The following is an 18073-nucleotide window of genomic DNA, read 5'->3' as shown; positions in this document are numbered from 1 at the left end:
GGTCTGTCGATACCCTCGCGCTCTTGCCGCGGGGGAAGAAGGTCACACGACTGCTACGTCATTCACGTGTCGCCGGTCAGTCCTCGACGCTGATCGAGCACTGTGCCGAGATGATCAGCGGCCGACCGTACCGAGGACGTGTGTGCGGACGGGTCGAACCGCGCCGGGGGGCCGGTCACACTGATCGCGGCGACCACTTCGCCACCGGCAAGCCGCACCGGCGCCGCCACACACACTATGCCCACCGCAGACTCCTCGTACTCGAACGCCACCCCCTCGGCCATGATGCGGTCGAGTTGCCGGTTCAGTACACCCGGTTGCACGATGGTTCGCGGCGTGTGGCGGCGGAGCGCGCCTGCCAACACGGTCGACCGCACCGACGGATCTGCATTCGCCAACAGGGCTTTGCCGATCGCCGTGCAATGCAACGGCATACGTCCGCCCAGCTTCGACGGAGCCCTTGCTTGGCGGTGCCCTCCGATCTTGGAGAGGTACACCACCTCGATCCCCTCCATCACCCCGAGATGGACCGTCTCGCTGGTACGAACGTACAGATCCTCGAGAAACGGAATTGCCAACTCGACCAGGCTTCTCTCCACTGATGCGCGCATACCGAGCTCGAACAGCTGCCCGCCCAGCAGATACCCGGTACCGGCGCGATCAAGCAACCGGACGGCCACCATATCGCGCAGAACGCCGTGCAACGTACCCTTCGCGATACCGGTCCGCCTCTGTATCTCGCTGAACGGCAGTGCACTTTCGTCGATCCGAAACGCGTATAAGACCGTCATGACCTTGCCCAGGACAGTCGATACATCGAAATCCGGACTGTCGGGCGACGATCCTGGGGTTGGCGCCGGGTCCCGCTGACCTGTCACGGCTCCATCGTATGCGAGGTTCGGCTGAACCGAACGCAATACTGGCCAGCTGGACGTTCGGGCGCGATGGTGGTGCGACCGGATCAGTAGACCGGGCAGACATCGACGCTGGGATCGAACATGAGTAGCCCCTTCCACCTACGCGATGCGCACGCGTCCGAGGACGCGGTCTCGGCCGCCGCAGCACGCCTATTGCTTGCTGAAATGTCCCGCGTACCAGCACAACCTGTCCGGGATCTGATCGGTTCGGATGACCTGGCGAGCGCATACACCGTCCAATATCGGATCGTAAACGAGCGCCTCGCGGCAGGCGCCACGATCATCGGGCGCAAGATCGGGCTGACCTCGCCGGCCGTTCAGAGACAACTCGGCGTGGACCAGCCCGACTTCGGCGTCCTCTTCGACGACATGGGTTACTCCGACCGCGATGAGGTCCCACTGTCGCGGCTGCTGCAACCTAAGATCGAAGCCGAGATTGCGTTCATCCTCGGGTCCGACCTCGACGACGAATCACTCGACGTCGAGGCCGCCGCTGCGGCCGTCGCCTACGCAGTCGCAGCAATCGAGATCGTCGACAGCCGAATCGCGGACTGGGACATCACATTCGGAGACACCGTTGCCGACAACGCCTCCAGCGGACTCTACGTGCTCGGCACCGATCGCATATCGCTCGACGAGTTCTCCCCGGTCGAGACGACGATGCGGACCTGGATCGACGACCGGGAGGTGTCGACGGGTACCGGTGACGCCTGCCTAGGCGATCCGCTGAATGCGCTGGTGTGGCTCGCTCGCACAGCTCGCCGGTACGGTCAGCCACTACTCGCCGGCCAAGTCATTCTCTCCGGCGCGCTGGGCCCGATGGCTCCCGTCACCGGGCCATGCACCGTCCGCTCCGAGATATCGGGCCTCGGGTCCGTATCAGCCACCTTCGTGAAGGAATGACCACCATGAGCCTCCCCAAGACCCGGGTCGCGATCATCGGCTCCGGCAACATCGGTACCGATCTGATGATCAAGGTGCTGCGACACGCAAAACATCTCGAAATGGGAGCGATGGTCGGCATCGATCCAGCTTCCGACGGCCTGGCCCGCGCAGCGAGATTGGGCGTACCCACCACCTCCGACGGGGTACAGGGCCTGCTCGAGCTCCCCGGGTTCGACGAAATCGACATCGTCTTCGACGCCACGTCCGCCAGTGCGCACGCGAGAAACAACGAGGTCCTCGCGCCACTCGGAAAGCGAATGATCGACCTCACGCCCGCCGCTGTCGGCCCGTTCGTGGTCCCGGCTGTCAATCTCAACGAGCACGTCGACGCACCCAACGTCAACATGGTCACCTGCGGCGGCCAGGCGACGATCCCGATCGTGGCAGCGGTCGCCCGGGTCGCGACGGTTCCCTACGCCGAGATCGTTGCCTCCATCGCCTCGAGATCTGCCGGCCCGGGCACCCGAGCGAACATCGACGAATTCACCGAGACCACCTCACACGCCATCACGAGTGTCGGCGGAGCTCAGCGCGGAAAGGCGATCATCGTCCTGAACCCGGCCGAGCCGCCCCTGATCATGCGTGACACCGTGTTGTGCCTCGTGGACGCACCGGACGAGACCGTGAGACAGGCGATCCGGGAATCGGTCGAGGCGATGATCGCCGAAGTCGCGGGATACGTACCCGGTTATCGCCTCAAGCAGGCGGTACAGATCACCGAGATCCCGTCGGATCAGCCGGTGCACACGCTACTTGCCGACTCTTCACAGACGGTTCCCACTCATCAGGTCAGCGTCTTCCTCGAGGTCGAGGGCGCCGCCCATTACCTACCTGCCTACGCGGGGAACCTGGACATCATGACATCGGCTGCAGTGCGATTCGCGGACAGCGCGGCCGCCCCAACATCTCTCTCCGGAACGAGGGCCCGATGAACGCCACACAGCTCTTCATCCAAGACGTCACACTGCGTGACGGGATGCACGCAGTCCGTCATCGGATCTCGCCTGAATCGGTGGGTCGGATCGTCGCTGCTCTCGACGCCGCCGGTGTTGATGCCATCGAGGTCGCGCACGGTGACGGCCTGTCCGGTGGGAGCCTCAACTACGGCCCGGGAAGCAACACCGACTGGAAATGGCTCGAAGCTGCCGCAGCGAACATCAAGCATGCTCGCCTGACCACACTGCTGCTGCCCGGCATCGGCACCATCAACGATCTTCGGCACGCTTACGAACTCGGTGTCAGGTCGGTACGGGTCGCCACCCACTGCAGCGAAGCCGACGTCGCCGCTCAGCACATCTCCACCGCGCGAGAGATGGGCATGGACGTCTCCGGCTTCCTGATGATGAGTCATATGACCTCTGCACCGGTCCTCGCCGAGCAGGCGAAGCTGATGGAGAGCTACGGTGCGCACTGCGTGTACGTCACAGACTCAGGCGGCCGACTGACCATGGACGGTGTGCGCGATCGGGTACAGGCCTACCGCGACACCTTGGACGACTCCACCGAGATCGGCATTCACGCGCACGAGAATCTGTCGCTCTCCGTAGCAAACTCGGTCGTCGCCGTCGAAGCCGGCGCTGTACGTGTGGATGCCTCCCTCGCCGGACATGGCGCGGGCGCGGGCAACTGCCCCATCGAACCGTTCATCGCCGTCGCCGATCTCTACGACTGGAAGCACAACGCCGACCTGTTCGCGCTCCAAGATGCCGCCGACGACATCGTCCGGCCACTCCAGGACCGCCCGGTCAGGGTGGACCGCGAAACCCTCACCCTCGGCTATGCCGGTGTCTATTCGTCATTCCTACGGCACGCCGAGACCGCCGCCCTGCGCTACGGCCTCGACGTACGGGAGATCCTCCTAGAGGTCGGACGTCGCGGCCTCGTCGGTGGCCAGGAAGATCTCATCGTCGACATCGCGCTGGATCTCCAGGCTGTCCGCTCCGCCGACTCCACTGCCTGACGCGCCGATCGACGATCGTCACCCGCACTCCGGATCGGCAGCCGTCGGAGCCCGTCGACGACCCGATCGTCGTCCTGGGCCGGGGAATCCGCCGAGGTGAAGTAACCCCCCGACGCGGTTCGGGGCACACCTGCAACGGGGTGTTGTAGAACGTACGCGCCGGCATCGTGCTGTCGCAGAGAGAATCTGAGCCGGCACCCCGGAATGGTCACTCGTCGACGCCCATCCCGCGACGAGAACACTACTCGCACAACCAGTACCGTTGCGAGAGCGGTGCAGCGTCGCACAATGTCACGCACCCATAACGTTGCGCGGCAATATGATTCGACCCGCCTCTACTCTTGACATGGACCTCGAATGGAGACAGACTGTCCACACGCCCACGGACGGATGTCCGCCAGGCGGACACCTCTCGAGGCCAGCTGATGCGACCGCCGGCACCATTCATCCCACGTAGCCATTCGCGATCATCTATCGGACTGCGGCGACCAAGTCGCGTTCCGCGCTCGCCATCGGGGCACAACCGAACGGAAGGACATGGACGGTGCGACCCATTGACATGAGAACGACGCCCGCGGGTCACTTCACCTCCCGATGGGGGGAGCCCGAGTACACCGACTGGCAGGACGAGTCGATGTCCTGGAAGACAAATTGCTACATCGGCGACTGGTCCTTCATGTGGGAACGCCAGTACACCGGAAGTCAGGTGTTGGAGTTCTTCTCTCGGTATACCGTGAACAGCTTCGCCAAGTTCGAGACAGGCCAGTCGAAGCACGCGATCCACACCAACGAGGACGGCAAGGTAATCCACGAAGGAATCTTCAGTCGTGTTGGCGAAGACCGATTCATCCTATTTGGACGCGGCTCTTTCTTGATGGACCACTATCTCGCCACCGAGAAGCACGAGAACCCCAAGCTCGATGTCCATTCCGAGGAACTGGACCTTTTTGTTCTTCAAGTGTCCGGGCCCACGGCATTGGCGACGGCGGAGGCAGCCACCGGCCAGGACCTGAAAGATGTCAGGTTCATGCGCTCGATCCCGGTCACGGTTGCCGGTCACGAAGTTCGCGCGCTGCGTCAGGGCATGGCCGGCGGAATCGGTTTCGAGTTCCAGGGCCCGCGTGAACACATCGACGATGTTCGCGAGGCCCTCATCGACGCCGGACGACCTCATGGGATTCGCGAGCTCGGTGGTCGCAGTGTCTTCATCAATCACCTCGAAGCGTGCTTTCCGACGATCATCGTCGACTACCTTCCCGCCATATTCGGTGACGATATGTCCGACTATCGGGAGCACTTCATGGCGTCGCTACCGCCGGCGTCGCGGACCTTCAACATCGCCGGCAGCTTCGAGTCCGATGATCTCAGCGATTACTATCGAAGCCCGATCGAACTGGGTTGGGGCAGAGTCGTGAACTTCGATCACGATTTCGTCGGCAAGTCCGCTCTGCAGGTCGAGAAGGCCAATCCGCGGCGTACGATACGAACGCTTCGCTGGGACGCCGACGACGTCGCAGACGTCCAAGCATCGCTGTACGAACCCGGAGAACCGTACCGCTACATGGAGATGCCACGAGACCAACGCGGTTACGCGTGGAACGACACGGTGCTGCAGGACGGTGAGCAGGTGGGTATCGCCACATCACGGGGGTACAGCTACTACTTCCGCGAGATGCTCTCCTTGGCCGTGGTCGATGTCGGGGTGAACATCGGCGAGCAGGTCGAGGTGTTGTGGGGTGAACCCGGCCGGCGCCAAAAACTGATCCGCGCAACTGTGGCCGGCGCCCCGTATCTCGACGACAGCTCGCGACGAACCGACCTCCGGGAACTCGCGACCTAGTAGGACCGGCCACGGCTCGAACCGCCGGCCGTGGAGGCGTTCGCACGTCGAGTGACCTCCACCTGATCAGACGAGCCCCGCGCGAGGCGGCATGCCGAACCTCTGCGTGCCGCCCGATGCGCTGGTGCACACCATGACGCGCACGACAGCGCGAGCGAGAGTTGCAGTGCGAAAGTCTAATTGACGGTCACTCGTGCAACGACATTCGACACCGGTCGCAGTCCGCGACCGACAGGAGACCACGTGGACAACAATTCTGCAATCTCGGGCGCCCTCCCCCTCGAAGGGGTTGTCATTGCCGACTTTTCGCGGGTCCTCGCCGGCCCGTACGCCACCATGCTACTGGCCGACATGGGCGCCACCGTCATCAAAGTGGAGAGTCCTGCAGGTGACGACACCCGCAGCTGGGTCCCACCGAAGCGACCCGACGGGGTGTCGACCTACTACGCTGCGATCAACCGCAACAAGAAGTCGATCGTGCTCGACTTCAGGGACGACGACGATCTGGCCGTCGCCCAGGTATTGACCGCCCGAGCCGATGTGGTCATCGAAAACTTCAAACCCGGTGGCCTCGCTCGCTTCGGCCTGGATTACGAGTCCGTGCGCGAGCGCAACGGCAACGTCATCTACTGCTCGATCAGCGGGTTCGGCAGCGCCGAAGGCGCCGGCCTGCCCGGCTACGATCTCATCGTGCAGGCAATGTCCGGGCTGATGAGCCTGACCGGCGATCCCGACGGACCCGCCTACCGCGCCGGGATCAGCGTCTTCGACGTCATGGCCGGGCTGCATTCGACGATCGCGATCCTCGCCGCGCTGCGCCACCGTGAAAACACTGGTCAGGGACAGGGTATCGAGACCAGCCTGCTCGCCTCGGCCATGAGCGGTCTGGTCAACCAGACGTCGGCCTACGTCGCCGGTGGAGTCACTCCCACCCGAATGGGCAATGCACACCCGAGCCTGTTCCCCTACGAACCGCTACCCACCGCCGACAGCGACCTGATCATCACCGCGGGCAACGACAACCAGTTCCGCAAACTCGTCGAGGTCCTCGGCGTCCCCGAACTCGCCGACGACGTGCGCTTTGCCACTAATGCCGACCGTACCGAACGGCGCGACGAGTTGCGCCCGTTGCTGATCGATCGGCTCACAACCCGACCTGCGGCACACTGGTTCGACAAGCTCAACGAGGTCGGCGTACCCAACGGACCGATCAACACCATCGCCGAAGGTGTGCACTACGCCGAGAAGCTCGGCCTGCAACCGATCGTCCAGGTCGGTCCCGAGGGCAACACCGTGCCCGGCGTGCGCAACCCCATCAGCTTCTCCACCCTCACCCCCCGCTACGACCTCGCCCCGCCCGAACTCGGACAGGACACAGCCGAGATCCGGTCCTGGTTGGCTGCCACCGCATCCCCTGGAGCACCCGCATGACCACCCCCGACACCACACCGCAATACCCGACCTCCCTCGGCACCTCCAGCCGACACGAGATCAACCTGCTCGGACACGACCTCACCGGTGACCTGATGGGCAAGGTCAGCTTCGGTGAGCTCGCCTTCTGGTTGGTCGCCATGCGTCGTCCCAGCCCCGGGGAACTCCGAGTGTTCGAATCGGTGCTCGTCGCGCTGGCCGACCACGGGTTCACCCCCACCGCCATCGCCGCCCGCGTCACCTACCTCAGCGCGCCCGACTCCCTGCAGGGAGCCATTGCCGCCGGCCTACTCGGTGGCGGATCCCGTTTCCTCGGTGTCACCGAGGATTGCGGCCAGTTTCTCCACGCCATATTGCAACGCCACGACGGTGCGCTACCCACCACCGACGAAGAATGGGATCAGATGGCTCTGGACGCCATCGCCGTCCAGAAGAACCTCGGCAAACACGTCCCCGGCCTCGGCCACCCCAACCACAAGGACGGTGACCCCCGCACCCCGGTCCTCATCGGCATCGCCGCCCAAGAAGGACTCCGCGGCCCACACCTGCAGCTGTTCGAAGCGATCGGGCGGATGAGTGAACGCGGAGTCGGCCGGAAGCTCCCCCTCAACGGCGCGGGTGTCTGCGGCGCAGCACTTGCCGACCTCGGCCTGCCCGTCGAGCTGCTCCGCGGTTTCGCGCTCCTGGCGCGCTGCGCCGGCCTTCTCGGCCAGTTGGCCGAAGAACGCCGCAACCCCATTGCCAACGACATCTACATGAGCGTCGACCGCAACGCCGTGTACGTCGACCCCAGCAGCCCGATTACCTGACACACCAGCCCGGAGGAGCCTGCCATGGCCTTCGTCTCAGAAGAGAACATCACCGACCTCGCCCTCGAACGCTGGGCCACCTCTCACAGCCCACGCATGGCCGAACTGATGACCACGCTCGTGCGCCACATCCACGACTACGCCCGCGAGGTCGAACTCACAAGCGATGAATGGGTGACCGCGATCGAGTGGCTCACCGAGGTCGGACAGATCAGCGATGACAAGCGCCAGGAGTTCATCCTGGCCTCCGACGTCGTCGGACTCAGCATGCTCGTCGTGCAGCTCAACAACCGATTCGATGACACTGCCACCCCCGCCACCGTCCTCGGGCCGTTCCACATAGACGGGTCACCCCCGGCCCCTTACGGATTCGACATGTCCGACGGCATCGAAGGGACCCCTTTGTTCGTCACCGGCAGAGTGATCGACACCGAGGGCACACCCATTCCCGGTGCCATCCTCGACGTCTGGCAAGCCGACGCCACCGGCACCTACGAGGCACAGATCCCCGACATCGACGAGGCGCGACTACGCGCTAAGTACGCCGCCACCGACGATGGAACCTACTGCGTTCGCACCATCGCGCCCCTCGGCTACACCATCCCCATGGACGGTCCGGTCGGGATGCTGATGCGCAACACCGATATCAGCGAGTACCGCCCGGCCCACATCCACTTCATGTTCGACGAGCCCGGCCACCGCAAACTCATCACACATCTGTTCCAACATGGCACCGACTACCTCGACACCGACGTCGTCTTCGGCGTCAAAGACGAACTCATCGTGGAGTTCTCCCCACACAGCGCTGGCAAGGCTCCCGACGGGACCCACCTCGACCGCCCATTTCTCGTGGCCCACCATGACTTCGTCCTCCAACGGGCGAAGTGACGGCGGTCCGGCACGTCCACGAAACATCAACGGGCGGAGCGAGCCCGAGCGAGCGCCAATGCGCGCGCATCCTCATCGGGAGTCTGCATGAGAACCGGCTTGGAGGAACGTGGTGGCTGAGCGCGGGACCGGGCCCGACTTCATCGATGCGCTGGCACGCGGCTTGAATGTGCTCAGGGTATTCAGTGCAGACACACCGGCACTGTCACTGAGCGAGGTCGCGAAGAAAGCCGACCTGGCCCGTCCGACGGCCCGGAGAATACTGCTGACACTTGTCGAGCTCGGATATGTTAGGCCCGGCGCGGGTGGCTACGCACTCACCCCGCGGGTGCTCGAACTCGGCATGGCCTTTATCGGCGCGCTCAACCTGTCGGACATCGCGCGCCCGCATATGGAGGACCTCGTACTCCACACCGGCGAATCGAGCTCCATGGCCCAACTCGACGGATCCGACATCGTCTACATCGCCCGCGTCGCGGTGCCCAAGCTGATTGCGTTACGCGTCGACATCGGTACCCGCTTTCCGGCAATGGTCACGTCGCAGGGTCGCGTCCTCCTCGCCGACATGAACCCCGACGAGGTACGCGCGGCGCTTGCCGAGCCAACGCGCTCTGGCTTACCCAACCCCACTTACACAGACCTAGTGGTGAGCGAGCTGCTGGCGCAGACTCGCGAACGTGGTTGGGCACTGGCCGATCAAGACCTCGCGCCAGGGGTTCGGTCGATTGCCGCCCCGGTCCGCGACAACCGCAATCACGTGCGAGCCGCCATGAACGTCACCGTCCATGCAACAGAAACGTCGATCGAGACCCTCACCGGCGACCATCTACCGCGCTTGCTCGCCGCCGCCGAGGCCACGACAACCGAGTGGGCGGCATGGCAGGACCGGCCCATCCACGTGGTTCGACGGCATCATCCACGCCCCCACGATGCCGGTTGAGACCTCGAGCCGTGCTGAACCGTCCGAGGCCGACGGCGACCTGTTCCAGGCCATTGTTTCGACGTCGGCCGTGTCCTGGTGGCGCGCAGGTCTGCGACGAGGAAGCAGGCCACTTGCCACTCAGTGGCCACACCTTCCTTCTCGGCCGCGCGGATCCGCCATATCATTCGGAAAAGTCCACAGGTCGGAACGTGTCTACATCTGAGTCTGGACCACCAGAGAGGGCTTCCCCGCAGACGCCAGCACGGTGCGGTCCGCTCCGTGCGGCACCTCACGTCGGGCTGGAGCCTGCCCTCGTACGACGATTCGCACGACAACAGCAGCTCCGGGAAAGACGGTCGCTGGATCAGCGTTCCGGTCGTTCATTAGGTGAGTGATCTGTCGCGCGAAACCATCATCTACCCCGAAAGTGTTCAATGAAATCTGCTGCCGTTGCCCCACCGATCTCTACACATGCCGGTGCCGCATATGCCAACCGCACCGATCTCGCTCGGCTGCTGATCAAATGCAGGGACCGTCCCGGTCTGGTGGCGGCCGTAGGCGGCTTCCTAGCGACCGTCGGTGCCAACATCGTTACTCTCGACCAGGTTTCGACAGCAGTTGACGGCGGCGAGTATTTTCAACGCACCGAGTTTCACCTCCCCGGCATCGCCGCGTCCGTGGAAGACCTGAGGGCACAGTTCGCCGCAGAGGTGGCCGGCCGCTTCAACATGGATTTTCAGCTCAGGGTGTCCTCCTCCCCCAAACGAGTGGCCATCATGGCGTCGAGGACCGACCACTGTTTACTGGACCTGTTGTGGCGCAACCGCCGCGGTGAACTGGACATGAATGTCGTGATGGTCATCTCTAATCACCCCGACCTGTCCGATGATGTCCGGCCCTTCGGTGTGCCGTTCTTCCATGTTCCCGCCACCAGGGACAACAGGCCAGAGGCAGAAGCTCGGCTCCTCGAACTCCTGACGGGGAACGTCGATCTGGTTGTACTGGCGCGGTATATGCAGATCATCACCCCTGAGTTTCTCGAATCGGTGCAGTGCCCGCTGATCAACATTCATCACTCGTTTCTTCCGGCGTTCATCGGCGCCGGCCCGTACCGCAAGGCCAAAGAGCGTGGAGTCAAGCTGATTGGAGCCACCGCGCACTACGTGACCGCAGACCTCGACGAGGGTCCGATCATCGAGCAGGATGTGGTCCGAGTTGATCACCGGCACAGCACCGCCGACCTGGTGCGTCTGGGGGCCGATGTGGAACGCTCCGTGCTCTCCAGAGCTGTGCGTTGGCACCTCGAAGACCGAGTGGCTCGACAGGGTCGCACAACGATCGTCTTCTAGAAAGGAAAATCGTTGTCAGCCATTGTGATCGACGGCAAGCAGGTAGCCGCCAAGGTGCGAGCCGAGGTCGCTGCCGGGGTGGCAGAACTGAGCGACGGGGGCGGAAATGCACCGGGCCTGGCCACGGTACTGATCGGCAACGATCCCGCATCCGAGGTCTACGTGCGCAACAAACGCCGAGCCTGCGTTGCCGCGGGGATGACGGATCTACACCGACACCTACCGGAGAACACCGATCACGCGCAGGCAGCCGCGTTGATCGACGAACTCGCCGCCGATCCCCTGGTATCCGGCATCCTGCTGCAGTTGCCCACTCCGCCCTACATACGGTCCCACGAGCTGTTGTCGATGATCCCGCATCGCAAGGATGTCGACGGGTTGACGCCGGTCAACGCGGGATATCTGGCACAAGGCGTGTCGAGCGGACTGCGGCCGTGCACTCCGTCCGGTGTCATGATGCTGCTCGACCACTACGGCATCGAGTTGGAGGGGGCCGAGGCGGTCGTGGTCGGCCGATCGAGCCTCGTCGGCAAGCCCATGGCCCATCTCTTACTAGAGCGCAACGCCACCGTCACTGTCTGTCATTCTCGCACAATAGATCTGGTGGCGGTATGCCGACGCGCTGACGTCCTGGTGGTGGCCGCGGGGATCCCGGGCCTCATCGGAGCGGATGCGGTCAAACCAGGGGCCGCGGTCATCGACGTCGGCATCCACCGCGGAAAGGAGGGACTGGTCGGCGACGTCGATGCCCAGTCGGTCATCGACCTGGCTGGTCACCTCACCCCGGTTCCGGGTGGAGTGGGCCCGATGACCATCGCCATGCTGTTGTCCAACACCCTGACTGCTGCCGTCAGACAGCAGGCACCCGAGGAAGGTCCGGTCTTGAACCGCTTGACCGGCCGGGCGGCCGTGCCACACCCGAATGAGGAGATGAAATGACAACCAGCGTCGGAAACACCGGGAAGCTGATCGACATCGGTGGGGCCAATGTCTTCGTACACGAGCGAGGGCATGGGCACGCACTGGTGCTGCTGCACGGTGCGGGCCCAGGGGCTACTGGTATGAGCAACTTCTCGCCCAACTACGAGCAGTTGTCGAAAGACTTCCGGGTAGTGGTACCGGACATGCCAGGTTGGGGCGCAAGCGATTCGGTCGCAGCTGCCGGCGACCCGGTCCAAACCGTGGTGGCCCTGCTCGATACCCTCGGTATCGCGACCGCCACGCTGATCGGTAACTCGATGGGGGCCATGACAGCGCTACGCACCGCGGCCGCCCACCCCGACCGCGTGAGCAGCATCGTGACCATGGGCGCCACCTGCCCAGGTCCCAACGTCCACTCGCCGGGAAACGGACCGACGGAGGGCATCAGGGTGCTGGTCGAGGGCTATCAGGACCCGAGCCCTCAGAACATCAAGCGGCTGGTTCAGATCATGTGCTACGACCCTGCCTTTGCCACCGACGCACTGGCCCGAGAGCGATCCGCTGCGGCTCTCGAACGGCCCGAGCACCTGAACGAGTTCCTGACCAACCATGGCCCGCCCGGTGTGCGCGAGTATGCGACCCTCAGCGCGAAGCTGACCGAACTGCTCATGCCCGTGCTTGCCATCCATGGTCGAGACGACCGGGTGGTGCCGTTCGAGAACAGCCTCCGTCTGGTCTCGATGGCTCCCGATTCACGATTGCTGTTGATCAACCGCTGCGGGCACTGGGCCCAAATCGAGCACGCGGACGAATTCAATTCGGTAGTCCGACAATTCGTCACGGCCTCTAAGACATGACTCGCGCGCGGACCGGCTACGCATAAGAGTCGGCAACCGCGGCCAGCAACTCCTCACGGAGCCACACACGCCCAACATCATCCACAGCTCTCGGATTGCACCCATGTCGACGCCGAGCTTGGCCGCCTTGATGGCGAGCGGGTGGATGTGCAGCATACCGAACCGCGCGAACATGCGGGCGATTCAAAGTCTGGATCAGAGCCAACGCTTCGGACTCGGCCACCAGGAACGGAACCGCCGCAAACATGTTCTCCATACAGACCAGAACTCGCCGGCTGATCCTGAGGGCATCCGTGTCCGCGTACGGTGCGACGTTCTGACCGTCCAGCTCCAACACGATACGGGAATCACTGCTCAGCCTGTCGATGGTCATGTCACCTGGACTCTTGCCCACAGCCGAGGTGACCACTACCTACTGGCCGTCGTACCGATGTTCCCTGGGCAACGGGGCGCCGAAGGTGTCCGGAAGAAGCACGACCTCGGTCTCCGACCAAGTCGGACCGCGACGCCAGCGGCAGGACTTGGATGGACACCGCGGGAGCGCTTGTCGCGGTCTTCTCGAGCAGCGGCGGCAACACCACCGCAATGGTCGTCGCGGTGGCGCGATACGGAAACGTGGATGTGACGTAGACGGATTGAAGGACGGCGATCCCAGGACGTCGCTGAACCACCGCGCGGAAGGTGGTCGGCTGCCCGTATCACGCTGCGCTCCTTTAGGAGTAAAGAAAGCCGGACCACAAGATTCAGGTCGATCCGGGCCAGCACCCCGACGTCCGTTCCCTCCATATTGGGGTCGTAGGCCCTGCCATGCACGCACGAACCGAGGCCCGGCGTGCTTCTCGGCCCACCAGCAATCCGTACCGGTATCAGTAGTTCCACGGATGTGGCCCACACCACTTCCGCGCTAGCTTGACGTCTGTGCGGGCCCCGACCCCGCCAGCCCCGAACACATCAGCTTTGTTCACCGGCCGATCCGGTCCGTGACAGAAGCGAGTACGCATCGCGAGTATCTCGCGCCATCTACCGAACTGAGGCTTTGACCATGACGTATACCGAAGAGTTCACTGCCAACATTCCGCATGATCCTGGCCAGGACGCTGACAGGGCGCTCGCCGAAGCCAAAGAGGAGACGACCGCCGACAATGGTAGGCGCAGGGCCTGGCCTCGGTACGAGGAAGCCGTCATGGGCCTCCGGAATTACTGGTACCCAGCATTTTTCAGCAACGAACTTGAGGACGGAGAGACCCGCGCGGAGACCATCTGCGGTGAGCGCATCATGTTCAAGCGAGTCGACGGCGAGGTGTACGCCATCGAAGACAGGTGCATCCACCGCGGCGTCCCGCTGTCCGCCCGGCCGGAGTGCCATTCCAAGAACACCGTCACCTGTTGGCTGCACGGGTTCACGTTCGATGTCCGAGACGGCAAGGTCGTTCAGATCTTGTCCCACCCAGAGAGCAAGCTGGTCAATCGGGTGTCGATTCCGACCTACAAAGTTCGTGAGTTGGCAAGCACCGTGTTCGTTTACATCGGCGACGGCGAGCCGGAGCCGATCGAGCACGACCTCCCTCCGCTGATGCGGCGCTCGGAGATCGACGGAGATTTCAAACTCGCGTGGCGGCCACTCGTTCGAATCAAGATCAACGGCAACTGGCGAACCGCAGCCGAGAACGGGTTCGACGACCCCCACATCTGGCTGCACCACGACGCCGATCTGGTCACGAGAGGCGACATCGCCGTGCCTCTTGGCATGTGGGATCGACCCCAGGACCGCATTCTTCGCGAAGAAGACGGCCATCCAAAGGGGGTCGAGGTGCCTGCCGGCGCCGCCGGTATCGGGAACATGACCTGGCGGGTCATGATCGAGGACCAGGAGATCGCCGCGACAGTCCCGCCTGCCATGGTCGAGGCGATGGCGAAGGGCGAGCCGATGAGCCCAACCGATGTCAAGTACATCGAGGAGATCATGGAGATCTCTTCGACCACAGCCACCGGTTGCTGGCTGCCCGGCTTCTTCATGGGCGGATTCGGTTTCCCGCGAATGGATCTCGCGCATTTTGAGTGGTACGTGCCCATCGATGAAGATCACCACATGTACACGATCCTCTACGCAGGCCTGGTGAAGAACGACGAAGACGAGGCAGACTTCCACGCCCGGATGGATGAGTATGGCCCCTTGGTCTTCTCGGTCAAGGATGCAAACGTCATCGGCTTCAACAATGCCGACGTCTTCGGCCGCGAGGAGATCCATCACGCATACGCCAACGAGGACTGGTTGAGTCGCGAGCGGCTGTTCGCAGCGGACGGTGGCGGTGTTCTCCTGTGGCGCAAGATGGTTGACAAACATGCGAGGGCCATTCAACCGAAGAAGCTCGGATTCCGGACGCGCCCGAGGCCGGAAGAATCCGAAGTCTTCTACACCGATGAGGAACACCGTTCCTGAGTCGCCCGCATCAGCTCTACCGATCACCCAAGGAGGTTCGACATCGTGGCCAAGGTCCTGTTCGTAACGCCGGACGGAGGTGAGACCGTCGCCGTCGACGCGGAAGAAGGCAACAGTCTCATGCAAGCAGCTCTGGACAACGGCATCGCCGGGATCACGGCAGAGTGCAACGGCACGCTGGCGTGCGCGACTTGCCACGTGTACGTCAGCGCTGTCGATGTCGAACGGGTGGGCCCGCCCGCGGCGGACGAAGACGACATGCTCGAGTTCACGGAATCGCCCCGCACACCAGAGAGTCGTTTGAGTTGCCAGATCATTGTGACCTCCGATCTCGACGGGGCCGTGGTCCAGTTGCCCGCGGAGCAGTGAGATGATATCCAGGATCGTCGTCGCCGGCGCCGGCGAGGCCGGCTGCCAGACCGCCGCGTCGTTGCGCAGTGCCGGATTCGACGGACACTTGGTACTCCTCGGTGACGAGGGCATTCCGCCCTACCAGCGTCCACCGCTGTCCAAGGGTTATCTGGGTGGCGACTCGGACGACTCGGGCCTATGGCTCCGGTCTGCTGAGTTTTACGCTCGCAACGCCATCGAGTTGCGGTGCGGGGATGCGTTGACCAGGATCAATAGGCACGACCGCACAGTGCAAGTGTCATCCGGTGAGGCCATCCGCTATGACCATCTGGTCTTGGCGCTCGGGGCTCGGAGCCGTTGGCTGGATGTGCCGGGTGCCCGATCACCTTCGGTGCTCGCCATTCGCACGCTCGCCGACGCCGACCGACTCAAGGAGTCCCTCGGGACGGCGAATGCCGTCGTCGTGATCGGCGGAGGGTTCATCGGTCTCGAAATCGCCTCAACTGTCGCTGAATCCGGGCGGGCGGTGACTGTTGTCCAGGCCGGTCCGAGGGTACTCAACCGGGCGATATCGCCGATAACCTCTGCGCACCTCCTGGCTTCGCATCGCCAGCGCGGCATCGAGTTCGTCTTCGACAGTGGTGTGGCAGCGATCGAAGCCTCCGGGGACGGCGTCACCGGAGTTCACCTCACCACGGGACAGCGCATCCCGGCGGATCTGGTCGTGGTCGGGATAGGCGCCGAACCGGTGACCGGGCTCGCCGCGAGTGCAGGCTTGTCCGTCGATGACGGCATCGTCGTCGACCGGTTTCTGCGAACGTCCGACCCGCACATCTCTGCCGTGGGAGATTGCGCGAGGTCCCCCAACATATTTGCAGAGGGGAGATCTGTTCGGTTGGAGTCCATCCAGAACGCCAAGTCCCAGGCGAAAGCCTTGGCCACGGGCCTTGCGACCGATACCTGGGCTCCGTCCACCGATGTTCCGTGGTTCTGGAGCGATCAAGCCGACATGAAGCTGCAGATGGTAGGGCTTCAGAGCGGCTCAGGAACCACGCTTTCGCTGCCCACCACCCATGGCTCGAAACTGGCAGTTGCATGCTTCGACCACGACGACGTTCTCGTCCGCGTCGAGTCGATCAACAGTCCCGCCGACCATCTGATAGGTAAAAAAATTCTCGCACAACGCATCCGGGTCACGCGCTCGGAACTCGTCGAGGCGAACGGTGATCTTCGAGCGGTAACCGCCAAGGGTCACAAGCCACCGTCCGTGCCGGCTGATCGAGCGGCCCACATCGCGTGACCTCGCACATCAATCTACCGGCGTCGATCGACACGACCGCGAGGCTCTCCGGGCCACCGCGGGCCGGCAGACTTGCGGCTCTGCGGGAGTTGCGGGGTGTACACACGCTACGGAACACGGTCGCATAGCGGTCTGAGGAGGGAAAGTGGAAAAAAGAACCAACCAGCGGGTGGCGATAGTCACCGGCGCGGCGCGCGGTATCGGCCAAGCGGTGGCTCTGGGCCTGGCGCGGCGAGGGGCGCGGGTAGCGATACTCGATGTCATCGAAGGCGATGAGACCGTCCAGAAGGTCAAAGACGGGGGTGGCGAGGCGATCGCGGTGCCAGTGGATCTGACCGACCGCGAAGGGGTCGAACGCGCCGTGGCCGAGACCCGCGACCGTCTCGGCGACGTCGACATCGTGGTCAACAATGCTGCTGTGTCGAATTCGATCCCCTTCACCGACGTCACGCTCGAAGAATGGCGGCGTGTCATGTCGGTGAACCTGGATGCGCCGTTCATGCTGTTGAGCGCTACGGTGCCCGGCATGATCGAGCGCGGGTGGGGTCGGATCGTCAACGTCGCCTCGTCGTCGATATACACCACGATGCCGGACAAGGTCCCCTACATGTCGAGTAAGGCCGGGCTCTTGGGACTGACTCTAGGGATGGCCGGCGAACTCGGCCGGCACGGCATCACGGTGAATGCAGTGTCACCCGGTTTGACCATGACACCTGCACTCGACGCGCAGGTCCTCGACGGAAGGATCCCGAAGGATGCCGTCGAGGCCATGTGGGCGCAGCAGGCAATCGCTCGCGTACCGTCCGTTGAGGACGTCGTGGGGCCTGTCCTTTTCCTCACCGGCGACGAATCGGCGATGGTGACGGGGCAGTTCGTCACGGCCGATGGCGGCATCACCCGGCACCTGTGAGGTGAGCGGGTCGTGTCCGCACGACGCTGGATCGAAGGCGATGCCTTCCCCTCTGACTCTGGAGCCGCCGCGCAGGCACGGCTTGTCCGTCCGGAACGGGGCGGTGGCAAGGTTGGGCTGCGTCCGTGGTCCGATATCACTCGGTCGTGAAAGGCCGGAGCGGTAACGTGGCGTTTGGGAGCTAGACGCTATGCGCCCGTGGTCCCGTGTGTGCGGATTTGCCCTTACAACGC

16 protein-coding genes are annotated in these 18073 nt (G+C 63.6%); 15 read left to right on the top strand and 1 reads right to left on the bottom strand.

The features are described from left to right. Positions 1–62: 62 nt before the first annotated feature. Positions 63–791: an IclR family transcriptional regulator gene (locus ACSUZC_RS03615; protein ID WP_439032982.1), complete on the bottom strand. Its 729-nt coding sequence runs from the start codon at positions 789–791 to the stop codon at positions 63–65. A gap of 207 nt (positions 792–998) precedes the next feature. Between ACSUZC_RS03615 and ACSUZC_RS03610 the strand changes: the two genes are divergently transcribed. The 15 genes from ACSUZC_RS03610 to ACSUZC_RS03540 all read left to right on the top strand — a co-directional run bounded on the left by ACSUZC_RS03610 (position 999) and on the right by ACSUZC_RS03540 (position 17840). Further along, positions 999–1820 carry a 2-keto-4-pentenoate hydratase gene (locus ACSUZC_RS03610; protein WP_439031560.1) on the top strand — a complete coding sequence of 274 codons (822 nt, stop codon included), beginning with the start codon at positions 999–1001 and terminating at the stop codon, positions 1818–1820. After that, entirely contained in the window at positions 1817–2794 is a 978-nt protein-coding gene (locus ACSUZC_RS03605; RefSeq protein ID WP_439031559.1) for an acetaldehyde dehydrogenase (acetylating), read from the top strand. The genes ACSUZC_RS03610 and ACSUZC_RS03605 overlap by 4 nt, the downstream gene beginning before the upstream one ends. After that, on the top strand, positions 2791–3822 hold the full coding sequence (gene dmpG / locus ACSUZC_RS03600) for a 4-hydroxy-2-oxovalerate aldolase (RefSeq protein WP_439031558.1): 1032 nt from the start codon (positions 2791–2793) through the stop codon (positions 3820–3822). The genes ACSUZC_RS03605 and dmpG overlap by 4 nt, the downstream gene beginning before the upstream one ends. A 559-nt stretch (positions 3823–4381) precedes the next feature. After that, positions 4382–5662: a hypothetical protein gene (locus ACSUZC_RS03595; protein ID WP_439031557.1), complete on the top strand. Its 1281-nt coding sequence runs from the start codon at positions 4382–4384 to the stop codon at positions 5660–5662. A 243-nt stretch (positions 5663–5905) separates the two neighbouring features. After that, on the top strand, positions 5906–7093 hold the full coding sequence (locus ACSUZC_RS03590; protein ID WP_439031556.1) for a CaiB/BaiF CoA transferase family protein: 1188 nt from the start codon (positions 5906–5908) through the stop codon (positions 7091–7093). Further along, positions 7090–7902 carry a citryl-CoA lyase gene (locus ACSUZC_RS03585; protein WP_439031555.1) on the top strand — a complete coding sequence of 271 codons (813 nt, stop codon included), beginning with the start codon at positions 7090–7092 and terminating at the stop codon, positions 7900–7902. The genes ACSUZC_RS03590 and ACSUZC_RS03585 overlap by 4 nt, the downstream gene beginning before the upstream one ends. 24 nt (positions 7903–7926) lie before the next feature. Beyond that, on the top strand, positions 7927–8790 hold the full coding sequence (locus ACSUZC_RS03580; RefSeq protein WP_439031554.1) for a dioxygenase: 864 nt from the start codon (positions 7927–7929) through the stop codon (positions 8788–8790). Positions 8791–8902: 112 nt separating this feature from the next. Further along, positions 8903–9730, top strand: coding sequence for an IclR family transcriptional regulator domain-containing protein (locus ACSUZC_RS03575; protein ID WP_439031553.1), 828 nt, complete (start codon positions 8903–8905; stop codon positions 9728–9730). A 416-nt stretch (positions 9731–10146) separates the two neighbouring features. Next, the gene (purU, locus tag ACSUZC_RS03570; RefSeq protein WP_439031552.1) at positions 10147–11061 is read left to right on the top strand and encodes a formyltetrahydrofolate deformylase; all 915 of its coding nucleotides are present in this window, start codon (positions 10147–10149) and stop codon (positions 11059–11061) included. A gap of 12 nt (positions 11062–11073) precedes the next feature. Next, complete coding sequence (gene folD / locus ACSUZC_RS03565; protein ID WP_439031551.1) at positions 11074–12000, top strand: bifunctional methylenetetrahydrofolate dehydrogenase/methenyltetrahydrofolate cyclohydrolase FolD; 927 nt, start codon at positions 11074–11076, stop codon at positions 11998–12000. After that, a complete protein-coding gene (locus tag ACSUZC_RS03560) occupies positions 11997–12839 on the top strand; it encodes an alpha/beta fold hydrolase (RefSeq protein WP_439031550.1) in 843 nt (280 codons plus the stop codon). The genes folD and ACSUZC_RS03560 overlap by 4 nt, the downstream gene beginning before the upstream one ends. A 1042-nt stretch (positions 12840–13881) precedes the next feature. Beyond that, the gene (locus ACSUZC_RS03555) at positions 13882–15279 is read left to right on the top strand and encodes a Rieske 2Fe-2S domain-containing protein (protein ID WP_439031549.1); all 1398 of its coding nucleotides are present in this window, start codon (positions 13882–13884) and stop codon (positions 15277–15279) included. A 45-nt stretch (positions 15280–15324) separates the two neighbouring features. Further along, a complete protein-coding gene (locus tag ACSUZC_RS03550; RefSeq protein ID WP_439031548.1) occupies positions 15325–15648 on the top strand; it encodes a 2Fe-2S iron-sulfur cluster-binding protein in 324 nt (107 codons plus the stop codon). A 1-nt stretch (position 15649) separates the two neighbouring features. After that, positions 15650–16930, top strand: a complete 1281-nt coding sequence (locus ACSUZC_RS03545; RefSeq protein ID WP_439031547.1) for an NAD(P)/FAD-dependent oxidoreductase — start codon at positions 15650–15652, stop codon at positions 16928–16930. 145 nt (positions 16931–17075) lie between these two features. Continuing rightward, positions 17076–17840, top strand: a complete 765-nt coding sequence (locus ACSUZC_RS03540) for an SDR family NAD(P)-dependent oxidoreductase (protein ID WP_439031546.1) — start codon at positions 17076–17078, stop codon at positions 17838–17840. Positions 17841–18073: the final 233 nt, after the last annotated feature.

Source organism: Gordonia terrae (genome assembly GCF_051789125.1).
Classification (GTDB): Bacteria; Actinomycetota; Actinomycetes; order Mycobacteriales; family Mycobacteriaceae; genus Gordonia; species Gordonia terrae_A.
The sequence above is the reverse complement of the archived record's forward strand: the minus strand, read 5'-3'. Positions and strand labels throughout refer to the sequence as shown.